Raw genomic sequence first — 17016 nt, 5'->3', positions numbered from 1 at the left:
GTCCTCGTCCAGGCCTGTGGGCGGCGTCGTCACGGCCGGCAAGGAATGGCCCGATGACGGTGCCGTCCCGCCCTGCAGGCCCTCGCCGAGGCGAAGGAAGCGGGCAGCCAGGAAGGCAGCCAGCTCAGCGGAGTTCTCGCCGCAGATTCGTTCAGGGGCACGAACTACCCGGATTTCGTGGAGGCGCGGGCGACCCGCATATCCGCCATGGCCCGCTTCTTCAGACTCGCCACCCCCTCCCAGCGCGATGCCGTCATGAAGATGTTCTCCTCGCCGGTGACCAAGCGCCTCGACGTCGTCGAGAACGCGGCCCTCAAGGCTGCCGACGGCTCGAAGATCGACACCGACGCCACGGGGTTCACCGGCAACATGATCCGCGCCGACCGCACCGTGTACGACGCACAGCGCAGGGTCGACGCCGACGCACAGGCCCGCGCCAAGGCTCTCAGCGACGATGCCGCCGCGGCCCTGACCGGCTACCTCGCCTTTGGCCTGCTGGCGATCGCCGCCCTCGTCGTGGCCGCTGTTCTCGCCGGTCGCTCCATCACCCGCCCCCTCGACGCACTCGCTCGCGAGGCCGACGACGTCGCCCAGCGCCGCCTGCCCGATACCGTGGCCCGTATCCAGGCCGGTGAACTCATCCCGGCCGAAGAAGGCGGGCAGCCGCCCAGCGGCGCACAGGAAATCTCCCGTGCCGTCGCGGCTCTGCACAACGTTGAGCGCACCGCCGTCGGCCTGGCCGCCGAGCAGGCCATGCTGCGCCGCAACACCGCCGAGTCCCTGGCCAGCCTCGGCCGCCGCAACCAGGGGCTCGTCCGCCGGCAGCTGAGCCTCATCACGGCCCTCGAACAGCAGGAGCTCGACCCGGAGGCGCTGGCCGAGCTCTTCGAACTCGACCACCTCGCCACCCGTATGCGTCGCAACGCCGAGAGCCTGCTTGTGCTCGTCGACGAACGCAGCCCCCAGGTCCGCAGCGTGACCGCCGGCAGCCTCGAACTGGTGCAGTCCGCCCTCGGCGAGGTCGAGCAGTACCGACGGGTGGCCATAGCGAAGATCGAGCCCTGCCGGATCAGCGGTCGCGCCATCGCCGAACTCTCCCACCTGCTGGCCGAGCTCATAGAAAACGCCCTCACCTTCTCCCCGCCGGACCAGCCTGTGGACGTGCACGGCTGGGCGGACGGCAACGACTACTGCATCGCCGTCGTCGACCACGGCATCGGCATGGCTCCGGCGGACCTGGCCCGCGCCAACGCCCGCATCGCCGGGAAGGAAGCGTTCCTCGTCGCACCCACCCGCTACCTCGGCCACTACGTCGTGGCCGCCTCGCCCGCCGCCTCGGCGTCGAGGTCCTGCTCTCGGACACCCCCAGCGGAGGCGTGTCCGCTCTCGTCACCCTCCCCGCCCGCATCCTCGCCCCCGACGAGGCCCCGCCGCCGGACAAGCGGCAGTACGTCTCATCCATGCTCAACGGCTTCCGGGCGGGCGTCGCGCGCGCCGAGGCCAGATAGGAACCCGAACCGACGTGACCTCAGCACACCAGAACTTCGCCTGGCTCATCTCCGACTTCGCCCGCACCGCCGACGGCGTCACCCACGCGGTAGCCGTCTCCTCCGACGGCCTCCTCATCGCGGCTTCCGACGGCCTCAGCCGCGACCTCGCCGACCACCTGTCCGCCGTGGTGTCCGGCATCGTGTCCCTCACCCAGAACGCCGCAGACACCTACGGCTTCCGCGGAATGAAGCTCGTCATGGTCGAAATGCTCGACGGGTTCATGATGGTCAACCACATGCGGGACGGCTCCTGCCTCGGCGTCCTCGCTGAGGAGGGCTGCGACATCGGTCTCGTCGGCTACGAGATGGCCGTCCTCGCCGACCGCGCCGGCGCGCTCCTCACTCCGCAACTCGTTGGCCAACCCCATCCCTCCCCGTTCATGCGCTGAGGTGAGTCGCCCACCGCGGTCCGGGTGGTTGAGAACAAGGCGCAGAACGTCGGGCGGGCAGGGACCACGGTCCCTGCCCGTCCGACGCGTCCATGGTTCATGGCATGTGGATCAGAGGTGCTTCGGTGCGGGCAGCGATGTCGTCGGCGCTCACGCCCGGCGCGCATTCCACGAGAGCCAGGCCCTCGGGTGTGACGTCGAGGACGCCGAGGTCGGTGATGATGCGGTGGACGCACCGTTCGCCGGTGAGGGGGAGGGTGCATTCCTTGAGAATCTTGGTGGTGCCGTCCTTGGCGGTGTGTTCCATCAGGACGATGACCCGGCCGGCGCCGTGGACCAGGTCCATCGCGCCGCCCATGCCCTTGACCATCCTGCCGGGGATCATCCAGTTGGCGAGATCGCCGGCGGCGGAGACCTGCATGGCGCCGAGCACCGCGGTGTCGATGTGGCCGCCCCGGATCATCCCGAACGACAGGGCCGAGTCGAAGAAGGAGGCCCCCGGCAGCACGGTGACGGTCTCCTTGCCCGCGTTGATCAGGTCGGGGTCGACCTCGCCCTCGGTGGGGTAGGGGCCGGTGCCCAGGATGCCGTTCTCCGAGTGAAGGACCACCTGGACGCCGGGCGGGAGGTGGCCGGGGATGAGGGTGGGCAGGCCGATGCCGAGATTGACGTAGGAGCCGTCGGTGAGTTCGGCGGCGGCGCGGGCGGCTATCTGGTCGCGGGTCCAGCCCGGTTGCGTACGGACGTTCGTGCTCATGCGCGTACGGTCCCTCGTGTCGAAGACGCGGAAATCCAAAGGTGTTCAATGTGCTTGTCGGCGGCCTGGTCTGGAGTGAGGGGCACGATCCTCTGGACGAAGATGCCCGGCAGGTGGACCCGGTCGGCGCCCAACTCGCCCGGTTCTACGAGCTCTTCGACCTCGGCCACCGTCACGCGCCCGGCCATCGCGGCCAGCGGATTGAAGTTGGCCGCCGACTTGCGGAAGACCAGGTTCCCGTGGCGGTCGCCGCGCCAAGCCCGTACGAGGGCGAAGTCGGTGGTGATGGAGTGTTCCAGGACGTGCGGGCGGCCGCGGAAGTCGCGGGTCTCCTTGGGCGGCGAGGCGACGGCGACCGATCCGTCGGAGGCGTAACGCCAGGGCAGTCCGCCCTTGGCCACCTGCGTGCCCACGCCCGCGGGGGTGTAGAACGCGGGGATGCCCGCTCCGCCGGCGCGCAGCCGTTCGGCAAGGGTGCCCTGTGGGACCAGCTCCACCTCCAGTTTGCCGGAGAGGTATTGGCGGGCGAACTCCTTGTTCTCGCCGACGTACGAGCCCGTGACGCGGACGATCCGGCCGTCGGCCAGCAGGACTCCGAGTCCGCGCCCGTCCACGCCGCAGTTGTTCGACACGACCTCGAGGGCGGTGGCGCCCTGGGCGTGGAGGGCCTGGATGAGTACGTCGGGGATGCCGCTGAGGCCGAAGCCGCCGACGGCCAGCGACGCACCGTCGGGGATGTCGGCGACCGCCTCGGCGGCGCTCGCGCGGACCTTGTCCATGGTGGGGAAGGGCCTTTCTGTCGTGCGTTTTTGCAGGTTCGGGGACTGCGTTCAGGCGTCCACGCGCAGGGCGTCCGAGATCGACTTGGTACCGCCGTGCGCGGTGAGGCCGCCGTCGACCGGGATCTCCGCCCCGGTGATGAAGGACGCGTCGTCGGACAGCAGGAACACCACGAGCGGGGTGATGTCGTCGACGGTCCCGGTGCGGCCGAGTGGTGTCTCGTGGAGGTTCGCCGCGCGGAAGGCGGGCGCTGCGGAGGCGGTCATGTCCGTCTCGATGAAGCCGGGGTGGATCGTGTTCACGCGGATGCCGCGGGGTCCCAGCTCCATGGCGGCGGTCTTCGACAGGCCGCGCAGGGCCCACTTGCTGGTCGTGTACGCGACCGGGTAGTGAGCGGTGAGCGCGGCGGACGAGCCGACGTTCACGATCGACGCTCCCGGACGCATCAGCGGTGCCAGATGCTGGATGCCGAGAAGCGGGCCGGTGACGTTGACCGCGTGGACGCGGGCCATGTCCTCGGGGCGTACGGCGTCGATGCGGGCGCGCCATGTGATGCCCGCGTTGTTGACCAGGCCGTGCACCTGGCCGTACGACTCCCGTACTTCCGCGGCGAGTTGGGCCCACTCCTTGTCGCTGGTGACGTCGAGACGGCGGCACTGATCCGTTGGATCGACATCGGTGGCGATGACCCGGGCGCCCTGGCGGGTCAGCGCCTCGGCCTCCGCGGCGCCCTGGCCGGCGGCGGCTCCGGTGACCACGACGACCTTGCCCAGCAGCCTCCCCCAGCCTTCGGCCGGGAGGTGCCCCCAGGGATGCAGGTCGGTCACGGCCGTTCCCGCGAGCGGCGACGGCCGGTCGGGATGGGCAGCGGATCGGGGCCGGCCACCACGGTGTTGGAGATGCTGCCGATGCCCTCGACGGTGAGGGTGACCGTGTCGCCGGGCCGCAGCGGCCGCGGCGACTGTTCGCCTCGTAGGCCCCAAAGCTCCGCCAGACAACCGCCGTTGCCGCAGGTCCCGGAACCCAGCACGTCGCCGGGGCGGACGAGGGTGCCGCGGGAGGCGTAGGCGACCATCTCCTCGAAGGTCCAGCTCATGTTGGACAGCAGGTCCTTGCCGACCACCTCGCCGTTCACCGAGGCGGTGAGGGCGAGGCGCAGGAAGCCGTCCGCGTCGCGGTACTTCTCCAGCTCGTCGGCGGTGACCAGGTACGGGCCGAGGGTGGTGGCGGTGTCCTTGCCCTTGCAGGGGCCGAGGCCCACTCTCATCTCGGCGGACTGCAGGTCGCGGGCGGACCAGTCGTTGAAGATCGTGTAGCCGGCGATGTGGTCGCGGGCCTGCTCGGGGGTGAGGTCGCGGCCCTCCTTGCCGATCACGGCGGCGACTTCGAGTTCGAAGTCGAGCACGCTCGAGCCCGGCGGCACGGGGATGTCGTCGTGCGGCCCGTACACCGCGTAGGGATTGCCGAAGTAGAACGTCGGGGCCGCGTACCACTCCTCAGGTACACCGGCGGCCCCGTCCACGGAGCGGCGTACGCCCTCGACGTGTTCCTCGAAGGTGACGAAGTCCCGCACGGTGGGGGGCTGGAGCGGCGGCAGCAGTCGTACGTCGGTGACGTGGGGACCGGCCGGGACGTCGAGTATCACGGTGCCCGCGTCGAGCAGTTCGGGCAGGCCGCCTCCCTCGGCGAGCAGGCCGGTCAGTGAGGTGACGCCGGGCAGGGGATGGAGCGTGCCGTCCTCTGCGACGACGGCCACTTGGCGTCGGTTGTGGAACTCGTACGTGGCGATACGCATGGGAGGGGTCCAGTCGGCGCGGGGTGGGCAGGCACGGGGAGCCCGGGGACGCGGCGGGGAGTCAGGGCATGACAGGGCTGCCGCGCCCCCGGGTGACTTGGGGACTTTGCCGGTCGGGCGGTCAGACCGGCGGGGCGACGAACACGCCGCGGTCGACGTCGTTGAACGACTCCTTGGCGACGAGTTCGTTCATCGGGTTCGCGGTGCCCCACTGGTCGGTGACCTCGGGCTGGGAGAAGTCGTAGACGTGGGGGTGCCAGGTGTCCTCGTCGAGGAGCTCCAACTCGGTCGTGTACTCGACGGTGTTGCCGTGCGGGTCGAGGAAGTAGGTGAAGGTGTTGTCGCCCGCCATGTGCCGGCCCGGACCCCAGACCTTCTGGAAGCCGGCCCGCATCACCCGGCCGGAGCCACGCATGTACTCGTCCAGGCCGCGCATCTCGAAGGAGACGTGGTGCAGCGAGGTGTGCGGGCCCTTGGCGATGGCCATGGAGTGGTGCTGGTTGCTGATCCGCATGAAGTGCATGACGTCGCCGACGTACGGCGAGCTGAGCGTGTCGGAGTGGCGGAAGCCGAGGTGGCGCTCGTACCACTCGCGGGTCTTGTCGAGGTCCGGCGAGTTGAGGACGACGTGCGACAGCTTGACCGGGATCGACTCCTTCTCCTCGATCTTCCGGTGCTGCCTGACCTCCACGTCCGCCGAGACCTCGATGGTGCGTCCGTCGACGTCGAAGAAGCGGAAGCCGTAGCCGCCCCCGGGGGTGTCGACCTTGCCCGGCTGGGTGATCAACTGCACGCCCCCGGCGAGGAGTTGATCGGCGAGGGTGTCCACGTCGGCCGCTGAAGCGGCACCGTAGGAGACCAGGTCGAGGCGCTTCTCGTCAGCCTTGCGCAGCCGGACGACGTACTGCTCGGGGGAGCCCTCGGCAGCCAGGAAGGAGATCCCGGAGTCCTCTTCGACCTTGGTCAGGCCCCAGACGCCGGCGTAGAAGTCGAGCTGCTTGTCGTAGTCGGGCACGGCCAGGTCGACGTGCCGCAGGTGGGTGAGCAGACGGTTGCTCATGGGGGGATTCCTCCTCATGCGAGGTTGAGCAGCGCGGCGGCGTTGCCGCCGCGGACGGCGTGGAAGTCGTGGTCGGGCAGGTCCGTAGCGCGCAGTGCGCCGAGCGGGTCCTCGGTGCCCATGTCGAAGGGGAAGTCGGACCCGAGCAGGACGCGGTCGGTGCCGACGGCGCTGATCAGAGCCCGCAGTACGTGCGGGTCGTGCACGAGCGAATCGAAGTACAGCTGCCGCAGATAGCTGCTCGGCTCCCGTGAGCAGCTCCGGGCGTCGGGGCGGGCTCGCCAGGCGTGGTCGGAGCGGCCGATGTGGGTGGGCAGATAGCCGCCGCCGTGCGCCGCGATCAGCTTCAGGCCCGGATGGCGGTCCAGGACGCCGGAGAAGATCAGGTGGGAGAGGGCGACCGCGTTCTCGGTGGGCTGGCCGACGGTGTTGGACAGGTACCACTGGTCCAGGCGCTCGTCGAGCGTGCAGCCGAACGGGTGCAGGAAGACCAGAGCACGGGTCTCCTCCGCCCGGGCCCAGAAGGGCGCGAGCCGCGGGTCGGACAGCTCCACCTCCCGCGTGCCGTCCGGGCCGGGGGCGTGCGAGGAGATCTCCACGCCCCTCAGGCCCTGGTCCAGCGCGTGGTCGAGCAACTCGACCGCGAGGCCGGGATGCTGGAGCGGGATCAGGCCCAGGCCGTGCAGCCGGTCCGAGGCCTTGGCGCAGTGCTCGGCGGTTCCCTCGTTGGCCAACCTGCAGATCCGCTCGGCCAGCCGCGGTTCGGCCCAGTAGTGGTAGTGCGCCGGGGACGGGCTGACCAGCTGGATGTCGACGCCCTGCGCGTCCATGGTCGCCAGGCGCACGGCGACGTCCTTCAGCTTCGGCACGCGCGCGCCGACCATGGGGCCGTTCACGGTCACGGCCGCCGGGCCGTTGCGTCGGGCGTCGAGATCACGGGCCTCGGCGAGGCCCGTCTGGCCGGCGACGGTCTCCTCGATCTCCGGGAGCAGGAGGTGGGCGTGGACGTCGATGGTCGGTATCGACTCGGGCTCGGTCACGGGAGTTCCTTCAGAGCGTTCATGGTGCGGCCCATCAGTCCGGGTACGTCCGCGTCGCGTACCCCGTCGAGCGTCCACCGGCCGAGCTGACAAGAGGCGTCGACGACCATGCGTACGCGGGGCAGCCGTCGGGCGAGGTAGTCGGTGAAGAGCTGGTCGTCCCACTCGCTGCGGGTGGTCAGCAGCTCGGCGAGGACCAAGGCGTCCTCCAGGGACATTGCCGCGCCCTGCGCCAGGGTGGGCGGGCAGCAGTGGGCGGCGTCTCCGATCAGTACGACCCGGCCGCGGTGCCAGGGGCCCTCCACCAAGTGGCGGTGGAACCAGGTGTAGTTGACCTTGGCCGGATCGTCGATGTGCTTCACGATCTCGGGCCAGAAGCCGCCGTAGCCCTGTGCGAGCGCGCGCATCTCGTCGGCGTACGACTGAGGCGGGATCGACGCGCGGTCGCGGTTGGCCTCGACGACGTAGGCGTAGATGGTGTCCTCGCTGGTGGGGCAGTAGCCCGCGATGTACGCCGGGCCGCCGTGCGCCAGGTCCGTGCGCTCCAGGCCTTCAGGACGCGGGGCCGCGATGCGCCAGATGGCCATGCCGGTGGGCTCGGGCTTGTCGGTGATGCCGATCATGGCGCGGCTCGCCGAGTTCAGGCCGTCGGCGGCGATCACCAGGTCGTAGCGGCCTTCGGTACCGTCGCTGAAGCGCACCGAGACGCCGTCGGCGTCCTGTTCCAGCGACTCGGCGGTGGTGCCGAGGCGAACGCCGGCACCGGAGGCGCGGACCGCGTCGATGAGGATCTGCTGGAGCTGCGGGCGCTGCATGCCGAGGGTGGCGGGCAGGTCGGGGCCGCCGGTCTGGATGTCGTCGGCGACGAACAGCACGGTGCCGTCGGGGGCGGTCACCCCCAGCGAGCCGAAGGCGAACCCGGAAGCGCTCACCTCCTCCCACACGCCCAGCTCGCGCAGCACCCTGAGGGCGTTGCCCTGGAGGGTGATGCCGGAGCCGGTGGTGGCGTTCCAGTCGGGTCGGGCCTCAATCAGGTCCACGGCGATGCCGGCGCGGCGCAGCAGGATGGTCACGGCGTTGCCGGAGGCGCCCCCGCCGATGACCAGGACGATGGGGGTCTCCCCGGCCGGAGGCGGGGGGAGGGTGAGGCTGTCAGCCATGTCGGGGGTACCTCCGGGGATTGGGATCGCGCGGCTTCGGGCGGCGGGGGTGCGGCTCTTGCCCGCTGGAGCGCGGGCCAGAGATGGTGCGAGGTATGGGCCGGATGCGCCATTGCTGTCCAGGGAGGGGCGCATCCGGCGGCTGAGGGCTACTTGACGGCGACGGGGTTCACGGGGGAGCCGACGGCTCCGGTGATGGGCAGGGGCGCTGCGGTGAGCCAGAACTCGTACACGCCGTCGTCGGCGCAGTCCGCGGCGAGGGCGTCGGGATCCCACATCTCGCCGATGAGCAGGCCCATGTTGGGGATGGCGACCTGGTGCAGCGGCTGGAAGGAGTTCTCGAACTCGTTCGGCCGGACCTCGAAGCCCCAGGTGTCGGTGGCGATCGCGGCGATCTCGGTGCCGTGCAGCCAGCCGGCCGTGGTGAACGACAGCCCCGGCGCGGGCCCGCCCGCGTACTCGCCCCAGCCCTCGCGCCGGGCACGGGCGAGGTGTCCGGTGCGGACGAGGACGATGTCGCCGCGGCCGACGCTCACGCCGTGCGCCTCCGCGGTCGCGGTCAGGTGCTCCTCGGTAACGGCGAAGCCGTCGGGCAGCTCGCCGTCGGTGCCGACGACTTGGCCGACGTCGAGGAGCACGCCGCGTCCGGCGACGTGCGGCGCCATGTGCTCGATGCCGGTGACGAGGTCGCCGTCGGAGGTGACCACCTTGTCGGCGCGCCGCCCGTTCCAGGCGAATCCGTGGTCGAAGATGTGGCCGAGTCCGTCCCACTGGGTCGAGCACTGCAGCGGCATCGCGATCACGTCGTCGGCGCCGCCGATACCGTGCGGGAAGCCCTGGTTGCCCAGGGCGGCGTCCGTGCCGGTGTCGAGCATGGTGTGTACGGGGTTCGTCCGTCTGCGCCAGCCCTTCTGTGGGCCGTTCATGTCGAATCGCTGCGACAGCGAGAAGCTCACGCCCCGGCGCACAAGTGCCGCGCCTTCGCGACGCTTGGCCTCGTCGAGGAAGTTCAGCGTGCCGAGCTTGTCGTCCTCACCCCAGCGCCCCCAGTTGGAGTACGCCTTGGCGGCCTCGGCGATCGCGCCCTCGGGGTCGTGGCGGTCCAGGCTCACGCCTTCTCCTCCACACAGCGGGTGCGCTGCACGCCCAGACCGGTGATGGAGCCCTCCATGACGTCGCCGTCGCGCAGCAGCCGCCCCCAGTGGATGCCGTTGCCGGCCGGGCTGCCGGTCAGCACCAGGTCTCCGGGCAGGAGTTGTGCGGTCTGGGAGATGTACGACACCAGCCGCGCGATGCCGAAGAGCATGTCCTTGGTGGACTCGTCCTGCATGGTCTCGCCGTTCAGTTTCAGCGTGACCCGCAGGTCACCCGGGTCGGCGATGGACTCGGCGGGGACGATCCAGGGCCCGAGCGGGGTGAATCCGGGGGCGTTCTTGCTGCGCAGCCAGTCGGTGCCGATGGCCTTCATGTCCCGGCGGAAGACGGTGGCGCGGTCAGTGAGGTCGTTGGCGATGGTGTAGCCGGCGACGTACTCCAGGGCCTCCTCGACGGACACCCGATAGGTGGGCTTGGCGATGACGGCCGCCAACTCCAGTTCCCAGTCCGGCTTTTCGGCCCATGCGGGGAGTACGACGTCGTCGTAGGGGCCGGCGATGGTGCTGGGCAGGCCGATGAACACGTACGGCAGGTCCTCGGCGGCCCGGCGGTCCATGACCGCGGCGATCTCGGCGCGGGTCTCCTCGACGGTGCGCGGGTCGTCGGGGGAGCGGTGGGCGACCTCCAGGTCGATCACGTGCTGCCGGTAGTTGGCGCCTGACTGGAAGATCTGGCGGGGCTCCAGCGGGGCGTGCACTCGCAGTCCCTCCAGCGGCTGCCAGTCGAGGGCGTCCTCGTCCGCCAGGACGTGCAGGACGGGCAGGGCCTCCTCCCACCGCTCCACCACGGCACGCAGCTCGGACGGTGCCCAGGCCAGGGCTCTGCTGAGGTCGAGTACCCGGCCCTTGACCAAGAGTCCGGGGAACGGCTCCCCGTTCGGAGCGGAGACCGTGCCGAGCGCGAACGAGCCGGCAGGTTGCGCGAGCGTTGCCATGAGATTTCCTCCTGCTGGGATGCGGTCTACTCTGACCCCGATCGGCGAATCACGGAAATCAATCCTGTGGATGTGCCGAATCCATGATGTGGATGGTTCTCTCTTGCTAGGTAGGTGTCCGGTGAACCTGTCCCGACTCGACCTCAACCTGGTCGTTGCCCTGCGTGCGCTGCTGGAGGAGCGCAACGTCACGCGGGCCGGCGAGCGCATCGGACTGAGCCAGCCCGCGATGAGCGCGGCGCTGTCCCGGTTGCGCCGCCATTTCGACGACGAATTGCTCGCCCGCACCGGCAACGCCTACGAGCTGACCCCCCTCGGCGCCGCCCTGCAGGATCGCAGCGCCACCGCCTGCGACCTGCTGGAACGGGTCTTCGCCAGCCAGGCCGACTTCGACCCGGCCGCCGAGACACGCGAGTTCACACTGCTCTGTTCCGACTACGGCGCGGCCGTCTTCGGCTCCGCGCTCGCCCGCGCCCTGCACCGGGAGGCGCCCGGCATCCGGCTCACCTTCCAGCATTCGACGCCCGCGGTCGTCGAGAACACCGCGACCGCGCTGAGCACCGTCGACGGCCTGCTACTGCCGCATGGCATCATCGACGGCTTCCCCTCCGTCGACGTCCATCAGGACCGCTGGCTGTGCATGGTCGCCGACGACAACCCCGAGGTCGGCGACGAACTCTCCCTCGACCACCTCGCGCGCCTGCCCTGGGCGGTCTACCAGCGCCCCTACGACGCCCCGGCCGCCCGGCAGCTCAGCATGCTTGGCATCAGCCCCCGGGTGGAGGTCTCCGTCCAGACCTTCCAGCTGCTGCCCCACATGGTCGAGGGCACCCGCCGGATCGCCATGATCCAGGAACGCCTGGCACGCAAAGCAGTTCGCTCCGCCGCGGTACGCGTCCTGCCCTGCCCCTTCGAGGCCGTACCGGTGCAGGAGGCGATGTGGTGGCACCCGGTACACGCGCAGGACGCGGCCCACATCTGGCTGCGGCAGAAGGCGGCGGAGGTGGGCGCGACGCTGACCGGCCACGGCACGGACGAGGCCGTACCCGCCGCGCAGGGCGCAGGGTCGGTACCGGAACTGCTCTGATCTCGGCCCGGCGGCCGCCGTGACCCCGTCCCACGGCAGGGATGTGTTCGGCACGTGTCGGCCTCGCCGCCGTCCGATACGACGGCGGCGAGGCCGACACGCGTGACGGGTCCGGGGCACCGTAGTCCGGCACTCCCCGGCCCCGTCGGGCTTCCGCGTCCTCAGGCCAACTGCTCGGGCAGGGACCGGGGATCCGCCGTGCCCGCACGGCGCCGGGCCGCCCACAGCCCCGCCGCGACGGCGGCGGCAGCCAGCCCCAGCAGACCCACCGCACCCGCCAGGCTGCCGACCGCCGACTCCAGGGCGAGCAGCACCAGCGGGCAGACGAACTCACCGCCGAAGAAGGCCGCCGTCCACAGCCCCGTGCCCCGGCCGCGGTCCTCGAACGCCAGACGGGACATGGCACTGGTGAGAAGGGCGGGCAGCAGCATGCCCGTGCCCAGGCAGTTGATCACCGCTCCCACGACCAGCAGCGGGGCACTGCCCCCGAGGAACATCACTCCGAAACCGGCCGCAGAGAGTGCGAGAACGGCCGGCAGCATCGGGTCGGGCGAGCGCTTCAGCCGGGCGAACGTGACCGCACCGGCCACGGTGGCGGCACTCGCGATCGCGGTGGCCAGACCGATCACCCCGGTGCTCTTCACGCCGAGGTCATCTAGCAGGTACGCCATCTCCACCGGGACCGTGTAGAAAACCATCGCCCCGAAGAAGGTGAGTACACAGATACCCCCCAACTGCCGCCATGGGAACGGACGGCGGGCCGGAGCTTCGGCCGTTTCGGTCTGGGCCAGGGCGTCGTCGGCGGCTCCGCCGGCTGCCGGGTTGGGCAGAGCGATTGCCATCAGCGGGGCGAGCACCAGGCTCACGGCGTACACCCAGAAGGGGACCCGCCAGCCCGCCGCGCCGACGGCGCCGCCGACCACGAAGAAGACGGTGGCCGACGCGGAGGCGCACATGATCTGCAGGGCGAGGTACTTCACCCGCTGATGACCGGAGTAATAGTCGCCGATCAGCGTGGTGCAGCACGTCATGATCGCGGCCTCGGTGACGCCTGCCAGGGCGCGGCTGGCGATGATCGCGCCCAGCGAGTCCAGCCACAGCGGCGCCGTGCCGAACACGGCGTACAGGACGGTCGCCACGATCAGCAGGCGCTTGCGGCCAAGGCGGTCGACGATCACCCCGGCGAACGGGGCCAGCAGCGCCAGTGCCAGCGCCGGAACGGTCAGCGCGAGGGGTACCAGCGCCTTGGCGCCGGGGACGGACTCGAAGTGATCCTGCATCTTCGGTAGTACCGGGGCGATCAGTACCGCCCCCAGGATCGGCAGACAGCTGCCTGCCATCAGCAGGGTCACCCGCAGCAGATGGGCCGGACCCGAGACGGCGACGGATGACGGGGCGGCGTCACCCACCGCCGCGGGGGACGGGGGCACGGAACCGGGCATGGCGACTCCAGGGGACGGTGTGCGGGAGCGGGCATGCCATTCACGGGCGCCGGTGGCGCACGGCATGCTGAGGACGGCCGTACGCCGGCGGCTGATCCGGACAGCGGCGTGCGGGTAGGGACGACTATGAGCTGTCCGGGGGCCCGCCGCCATCCTCCGCGTAATCCGAATCCCTTATCCGGCCCATCCACGCCCTGGATGGGATATGCCCGCGCTCTTGGGTGCGAAGGAGCAGGCCGCCGGAGCGAGTCCGCCATCAGGTCGGTGGCTAGGGGCACTTCGACGTCCGGGAACTGTTCCGGAATGCGGCGACCAGGCTGCCCCACTGGCCTGGGCGTCGCTGCCCACAGGAGGGGTGACCTTGCCGCTCTCGACCTCGTCCGCCTGCTAGCGGCTGCAGTCGCTCCTGTTCGCTCACTGTCGCACGGTGGTGCGTGTGGGTGTCGGTCTTGGCCGTCGTGGTTACGGCGGTGAGGACCAGGACGGTGGCGACGGTGGCGTCCGTCAACCTCTTCGTGGACTTCACCGCAAGGTTTGAACCTTCAAACACCTATGGGTAAGGTTTGGCCATGCCCACGAGGCCGCGCTGGTTGAATCCCGAGGAGCGACGGGCTTGGCTCGCGTACGTCGACTTCTCCACCCACCTGTCCAACCACCTGAACCGTCAGTTGCGTCGGGAAGCCGGGATTACGCATGCCGACTACACCTTGCTCGCCCACCTGTCCTCGGTCCCAGGGCACGCTCTGACCATGTCCGAGCTGGCCCAGCGCCTCAAGATCACCCGAAGTCGGCTAACCCACGCCGTAGCCCGGCTCCAAGAAGCTGGCTACGTCGATCGCAGGGAACATCCCGGCAACCGCCGCAACCAGCTCGCCGCTCTCGCCCCGCAGGGGCTCGAGCTTCTGAAGTGCGCGGCCCCGGCCCATGTTGAGACTGTACGCCGCGTCGTCTTCGATGCGCTCACCCCTGAGTAGGCGAGCCAGTTCGCCGAGATCGGTGAGGCGATCAACGCCGCACTGCAACGCATGGATACAGACGACGATCAGGAGGTACTGCCTTGGCGCCGACGGTAGGGCGGCGTTCGTTCAGGCACCGGCCGTCAACGCGGCGATTTCCTATACGATGCGGTCCGGCATGGCGGTGAACACGTCGGGGATCGCCGCAGATGAGCACAACCAATGAGCGGGCTGACTTGGGCAGCCTGAGCGCCCTTGGCGGCACAGTGGCGGCTGGCCCGAGACGATAGGCCGCGTGCGTGCCATCCAGATTGTGCGCCAGCCATTCGCACCAAGCGCGCCCGGCTCGCCTACCCACGAGTTGGTGCCCGGTGAGCGGTCGCTGGAGGTCGTGTACCGGTGCCCGGAGTGGTTCGGCAAGGGCTTGTCTGGTGCCTTCGTCGACCTCGACGTATCCGCACCAGCCGAACCTAGTTAGCCCGGGCTTGGCCCGGAAATGCCCCGGAACAGCTGGTCAGCAGTCCAGCGCGCCTTCGGTGCGCGCCGGGGGCACGGTAAATCCTGGCGCGCGCTGGGGGTGCTTCTGTCTGCCCCTGACAAGGGGCAGTTCCCGCTCGGGATCATGGAGTGGTCGTTCCGGCCGAAACCGATGCCTCTGTGATGCTGTGCAGCTCGCTGGTCAGCATGGTGCTGAGGGCCGACCACGGGGACCGTGGAGCGTTGCTGTGAGCACGTGCGTCAGAATTCCTGATTCACCCTGGCCCTCCCGGGACGGCGTTCCTCCTGGCCTCCATGACGTAAGGGGCGGATCGTGGACGTGATGCACGAACGCTGCGCCGGCATCGACATCGGCAAGAAGGACGCCAAGGCGTGCGTCCGCACCCCCAGTACCCGGCGGCGGGGGTCCTTCACCACCGAGACCACCACCTGGGGCGCCACGGCCAACGCGGTTCTCGCCCTGCGTGAGCATCTGCTCGACGCGCGGGTGACGCTGGTGGTGATCGAAGCGACCTCGGACTACTGGAAGCCCTACTACTACGTGCTGGCCGACGAGTTGAACGTGATCCTCGTCAACGCGCGGCAGGTCAAGAACCTGCCGGGCCGCAAGACTGATGTCTCGCACGCCGCCTGGCTGGCCCAGCTCGGTGCCCACGGCCTGGTCAGGCCCTCCTTCGTCCCGCCCCAGCCGGTGCGCGAGCTGAGGGATCTGAGCCGGGCCCGAACCACTGCCACCCGGGAACGCGGCCGAGTGGTCCAGCGCCTGGAGAAGCTGCTGGAGGACACCGGCATCAAGCTGTCCGCGGTCGCCTCCGACATCATGGGCGTCTCCGGCCGGGCCATGCTCGAAGCCCTCATCCGCCCGGAACGTGACCCGCAGGTCCTCGCGGACCTGGCCAAACGCAGGCTCCGCAACAAGATCCCCGAGCTCACCGAGGCGCTGACCGGACGTTTCCGCGAGCACCACGCGTTCCTGGCCCGGCTGTATCTGGACCAGTACGACCACCTCACCGCCATGACCGACCAACTCACCGGGCGGATCGAGGAGGCGATGGCCCCCTTGCGCCCCGCACTGGACCTGCTCGACACCATCCCCGGAATCAACCGGAAAGTCGCCGACGTGATCATCGCGGAGACCGGCGGGGACATGGCCCGGTTCGCCTCCGCCAAACACCTCGCGTCCTGGGCCGGGGTCTGCCCCGGCCACCACGAGTCCGCCGGCCGCACAAGGAACACCAAAGTCCGGCCCGGCAACCCCTATCTCAAAGGCGCCCTCGGAATGGCCGCGTTCAGCGCGGCGAGAACCAAGGACACCTATCTGCAGGCCCGTTACAAGCGGCTGGCCGCCCGCCGCGGACCGCTCAAGGCCCTGGTCGCCGTCGAGCACTCGATCATCACCGCGGTCTGGCACATGCTCACCGACGACCAGCCCTACCACGAGCTCGGCGGCACCTACTTCACCCAGCGCGACCCCGAACGCGCCGCCCGACGCGCGATCACCGCACTCAACCAGCTCGGCTACACCCTCACCCTCAACCCGAGAGAAGCCACAGCCTGACCACTCCCGAGCCCGGACACCCGGTGATCCCCACAGCCACCGGGCACCCAGCCCTGCCCACACCCACCCTGGCCTGCTGCTATTTACGCGTCAGTAATCCAGGCCGCTTCGCGGGCCGCCGTGGAGGCGGGAAAATGGGCCCGCGTCCGTCCGGGACGCCGATGCATCTGTGATGCCAGCCGAGCTCGCGCGTCAGTATGGCGTTGGGGACCGCTGACAGGGACCGTCAATTGTTGCGACAGCACGCGGACCAGACTCTTCAGCCCTGTGGTTCCTCCGGACGGCGTGTCAGGCAGACGTCGATCCGGGAGGGGCCCATGGACGTGTTGCACCAGCGGTGCGCCGCGCTGGACATCGGCAAGAAAGACCTCAAGGCGTGCGTGCGCACCCCGAACCCGAGCGGCAGGCGCTCGCGCCGGCAGGAGATCCGCACGTTCGCCACCACGACCAACGCGCTGCTGGAACTGCGGGACTGGCTGGTTGCTGAGCAGGTCACCCTGGTGGTGATGGAGGCGACCAGCGACTACTGGCGCGGGGCCTTCTACCTGCTGGAGGACTGCCTGAACGTGATCCTGGTCAACGCCGCGCACGCCAAGGGGCTGCCCGGCCGCAAGACCGACGTGGCCGACGCCGCGTGGTTGTGCCAGCTGGGCGAGTGCGGCCTGCTGAAGGCGTCGTTCGTGCCGCCGGAGCCGATCCGGCATCTGCGGGATCTGACCCGCTACCGCTCCACCCTCGCCGCGGAACTCGGCCGCGAGGCCCAGCGGCTGGAGAAGGAACTGGAGGATGCCGGCATCAAGCTGTCCACGGTGGCCACCGACATCCTCGGCGTGTCCGGGCGGGCCATGCTGAGCG

General features: G+C 70.0%; 16 protein-coding genes and 2 pseudogenes. 8 read left to right on the top strand and 10 right to left on the bottom strand.

What is annotated here, in order from left to right:
* Positions 1–72: 72 nt before the first annotated feature.
* The 3 genes and pseudogenes from ACZ4RZ_RS43165 to ACZ4RZ_RS43155 all read left to right on the top strand — a co-directional run.
* Positions 73–1188, top strand: a pseudogene (locus tag ACZ4RZ_RS43165) (nitrate- and nitrite sensing domain-containing protein); the annotation flags it as partial.
* A 188-nt stretch (positions 1189–1376) separates the two neighbouring features.
* Positions 1377–1508 (top strand): hypothetical protein, encoded by a 132-nt coding sequence (locus tag ACZ4RZ_RS43160; protein ID WP_467753034.1) that lies wholly within the window; start codon positions 1377–1379, stop codon positions 1506–1508.
* Between the two features lie 14 nt (positions 1509–1522).
* On the top strand, positions 1523–1939 hold the full coding sequence (locus ACZ4RZ_RS43155) for a roadblock/LC7 domain-containing protein (RefSeq protein WP_467753033.1): 417 nt from the start codon (positions 1523–1525) through the stop codon (positions 1937–1939).
* 97 nt (positions 1940–2036) lie between these two features.
* Here the strand turns inward: ACZ4RZ_RS43155 and ACZ4RZ_RS43150 are convergent, their stop codons facing one another.
* The 9 genes from ACZ4RZ_RS43150 to ACZ4RZ_RS43110 form a co-directional block, all read right to left on the bottom strand.
* Complete coding sequence (locus ACZ4RZ_RS43150) at positions 2037–2696, bottom strand: CoA transferase subunit B (protein ID WP_467753032.1); 660 nt, start codon at positions 2694–2696, stop codon at positions 2037–2039.
* Positions 2693–3475, bottom strand: a complete 783-nt coding sequence (locus ACZ4RZ_RS43145; RefSeq protein ID WP_467753031.1) for a CoA transferase subunit A — start codon at positions 3473–3475, stop codon at positions 2693–2695. Before ACZ4RZ_RS43145 ends, ACZ4RZ_RS43150 begins: the two co-directional genes overlap by 4 nt.
* A gap of 51 nt (positions 3476–3526) precedes the next feature.
* Positions 3527–4303: an SDR family NAD(P)-dependent oxidoreductase gene (locus ACZ4RZ_RS43140; protein WP_467753030.1), complete on the bottom strand. Its 777-nt coding sequence runs from the start codon at positions 4301–4303 to the stop codon at positions 3527–3529.
* On the bottom strand, positions 4300–5271 hold the full coding sequence (locus ACZ4RZ_RS43135; RefSeq protein ID WP_467753029.1) for a fumarylacetoacetate hydrolase family protein: 972 nt from the start codon (positions 5269–5271) through the stop codon (positions 4300–4302). Before ACZ4RZ_RS43135 ends, ACZ4RZ_RS43140 begins: the two co-directional genes overlap by 4 nt.
* A gap of 121 nt (positions 5272–5392) precedes the next feature.
* The gene (locus tag ACZ4RZ_RS43130; RefSeq protein ID WP_467753028.1) at positions 5393–6331 is read right to left on the bottom strand and encodes a VOC family protein; all 939 of its coding nucleotides are present in this window, start codon (positions 6329–6331) and stop codon (positions 5393–5395) included.
* Positions 6332–6345: 14 nt separating this feature from the next.
* Positions 6346–7371 carry an amidohydrolase family protein gene (locus ACZ4RZ_RS43125; protein WP_467753027.1) on the bottom strand — a complete coding sequence of 342 codons (1026 nt, stop codon included), beginning with the start codon at positions 7369–7371 and terminating at the stop codon, positions 6346–6348.
* The gene (locus ACZ4RZ_RS43120; protein ID WP_467753026.1) at positions 7368–8531 is read right to left on the bottom strand and encodes an FAD-dependent oxidoreductase; all 1164 of its coding nucleotides are present in this window, start codon (positions 8529–8531) and stop codon (positions 7368–7370) included. Before ACZ4RZ_RS43120 ends, ACZ4RZ_RS43125 begins: the two co-directional genes overlap by 4 nt.
* A 149-nt stretch (positions 8532–8680) precedes the next feature.
* Positions 8681–9643, bottom strand: a complete 963-nt coding sequence (locus ACZ4RZ_RS43115) for a cyclase family protein (protein ID WP_467753025.1) — start codon at positions 9641–9643, stop codon at positions 8681–8683.
* A complete protein-coding gene (locus ACZ4RZ_RS43110; RefSeq protein ID WP_467753024.1) occupies positions 9640–10620 on the bottom strand; it encodes a fumarylacetoacetate hydrolase family protein in 981 nt (326 codons plus the stop codon). Before ACZ4RZ_RS43110 ends, ACZ4RZ_RS43115 begins: the two co-directional genes overlap by 4 nt.
* 121 nt (positions 10621–10741) lie before the next feature.
* Here ACZ4RZ_RS43110 and ACZ4RZ_RS43105 point away from each other — a divergent pair, with 121 nt between their 5' ends.
* Entirely contained in the window at positions 10742–11707 is a 966-nt protein-coding gene (locus ACZ4RZ_RS43105; protein ID WP_467753023.1) for a LysR family transcriptional regulator, read from the top strand.
* 161 nt (positions 11708–11868) lie between these two features.
* Here ACZ4RZ_RS43105 and ACZ4RZ_RS43100 read toward each other — a convergent pair whose 3' ends face one another.
* Positions 11869–13149 (bottom strand): MFS transporter, encoded by a 1281-nt coding sequence (locus ACZ4RZ_RS43100; RefSeq protein ID WP_467753022.1) that lies wholly within the window; start codon positions 13147–13149, stop codon positions 11869–11871.
* Between the two features lie 569 nt (positions 13150–13718).
* Here ACZ4RZ_RS43100 and ACZ4RZ_RS43095 point away from each other — a divergent pair.
* The 4 genes and pseudogenes from ACZ4RZ_RS43095 to ACZ4RZ_RS43080 form a co-directional block, all read left to right on the top strand.
* On the top strand, positions 13719–14123 hold the full coding sequence (locus tag ACZ4RZ_RS43095) for a MarR family winged helix-turn-helix transcriptional regulator (RefSeq protein ID WP_467753021.1): 405 nt from the start codon (positions 13719–13721) through the stop codon (positions 14121–14123).
* Positions 14124–14379: 256 nt separating this feature from the next.
* A pseudogene (locus tag ACZ4RZ_RS43090) lies at positions 14380–14583 on the top strand (DUF6578 domain-containing protein); the annotation flags it as partial.
* Positions 14584–14916: 333 nt separating this feature from the next.
* The gene (locus ACZ4RZ_RS43085) at positions 14917–16161 is read left to right on the top strand and encodes an IS110 family RNA-guided transposase (RefSeq protein ID WP_467753020.1); all 1245 of its coding nucleotides are present in this window, start codon (positions 14917–14919) and stop codon (positions 16159–16161) included.
* Between the two features lie 317 nt (positions 16162–16478).
* A partial coding sequence (locus ACZ4RZ_RS43080) for an IS110 family transposase (RefSeq protein WP_467753019.1) occupies positions 16479–17016 on the top strand: 538 nt, incomplete at its 3' end.

The sequence above is a fragment of the Streptomyces sp. NPDC027189 genome, from assembly GCF_055566975.1.
This window is presented reverse-complemented; position numbering and strand designations above follow the sequence as displayed.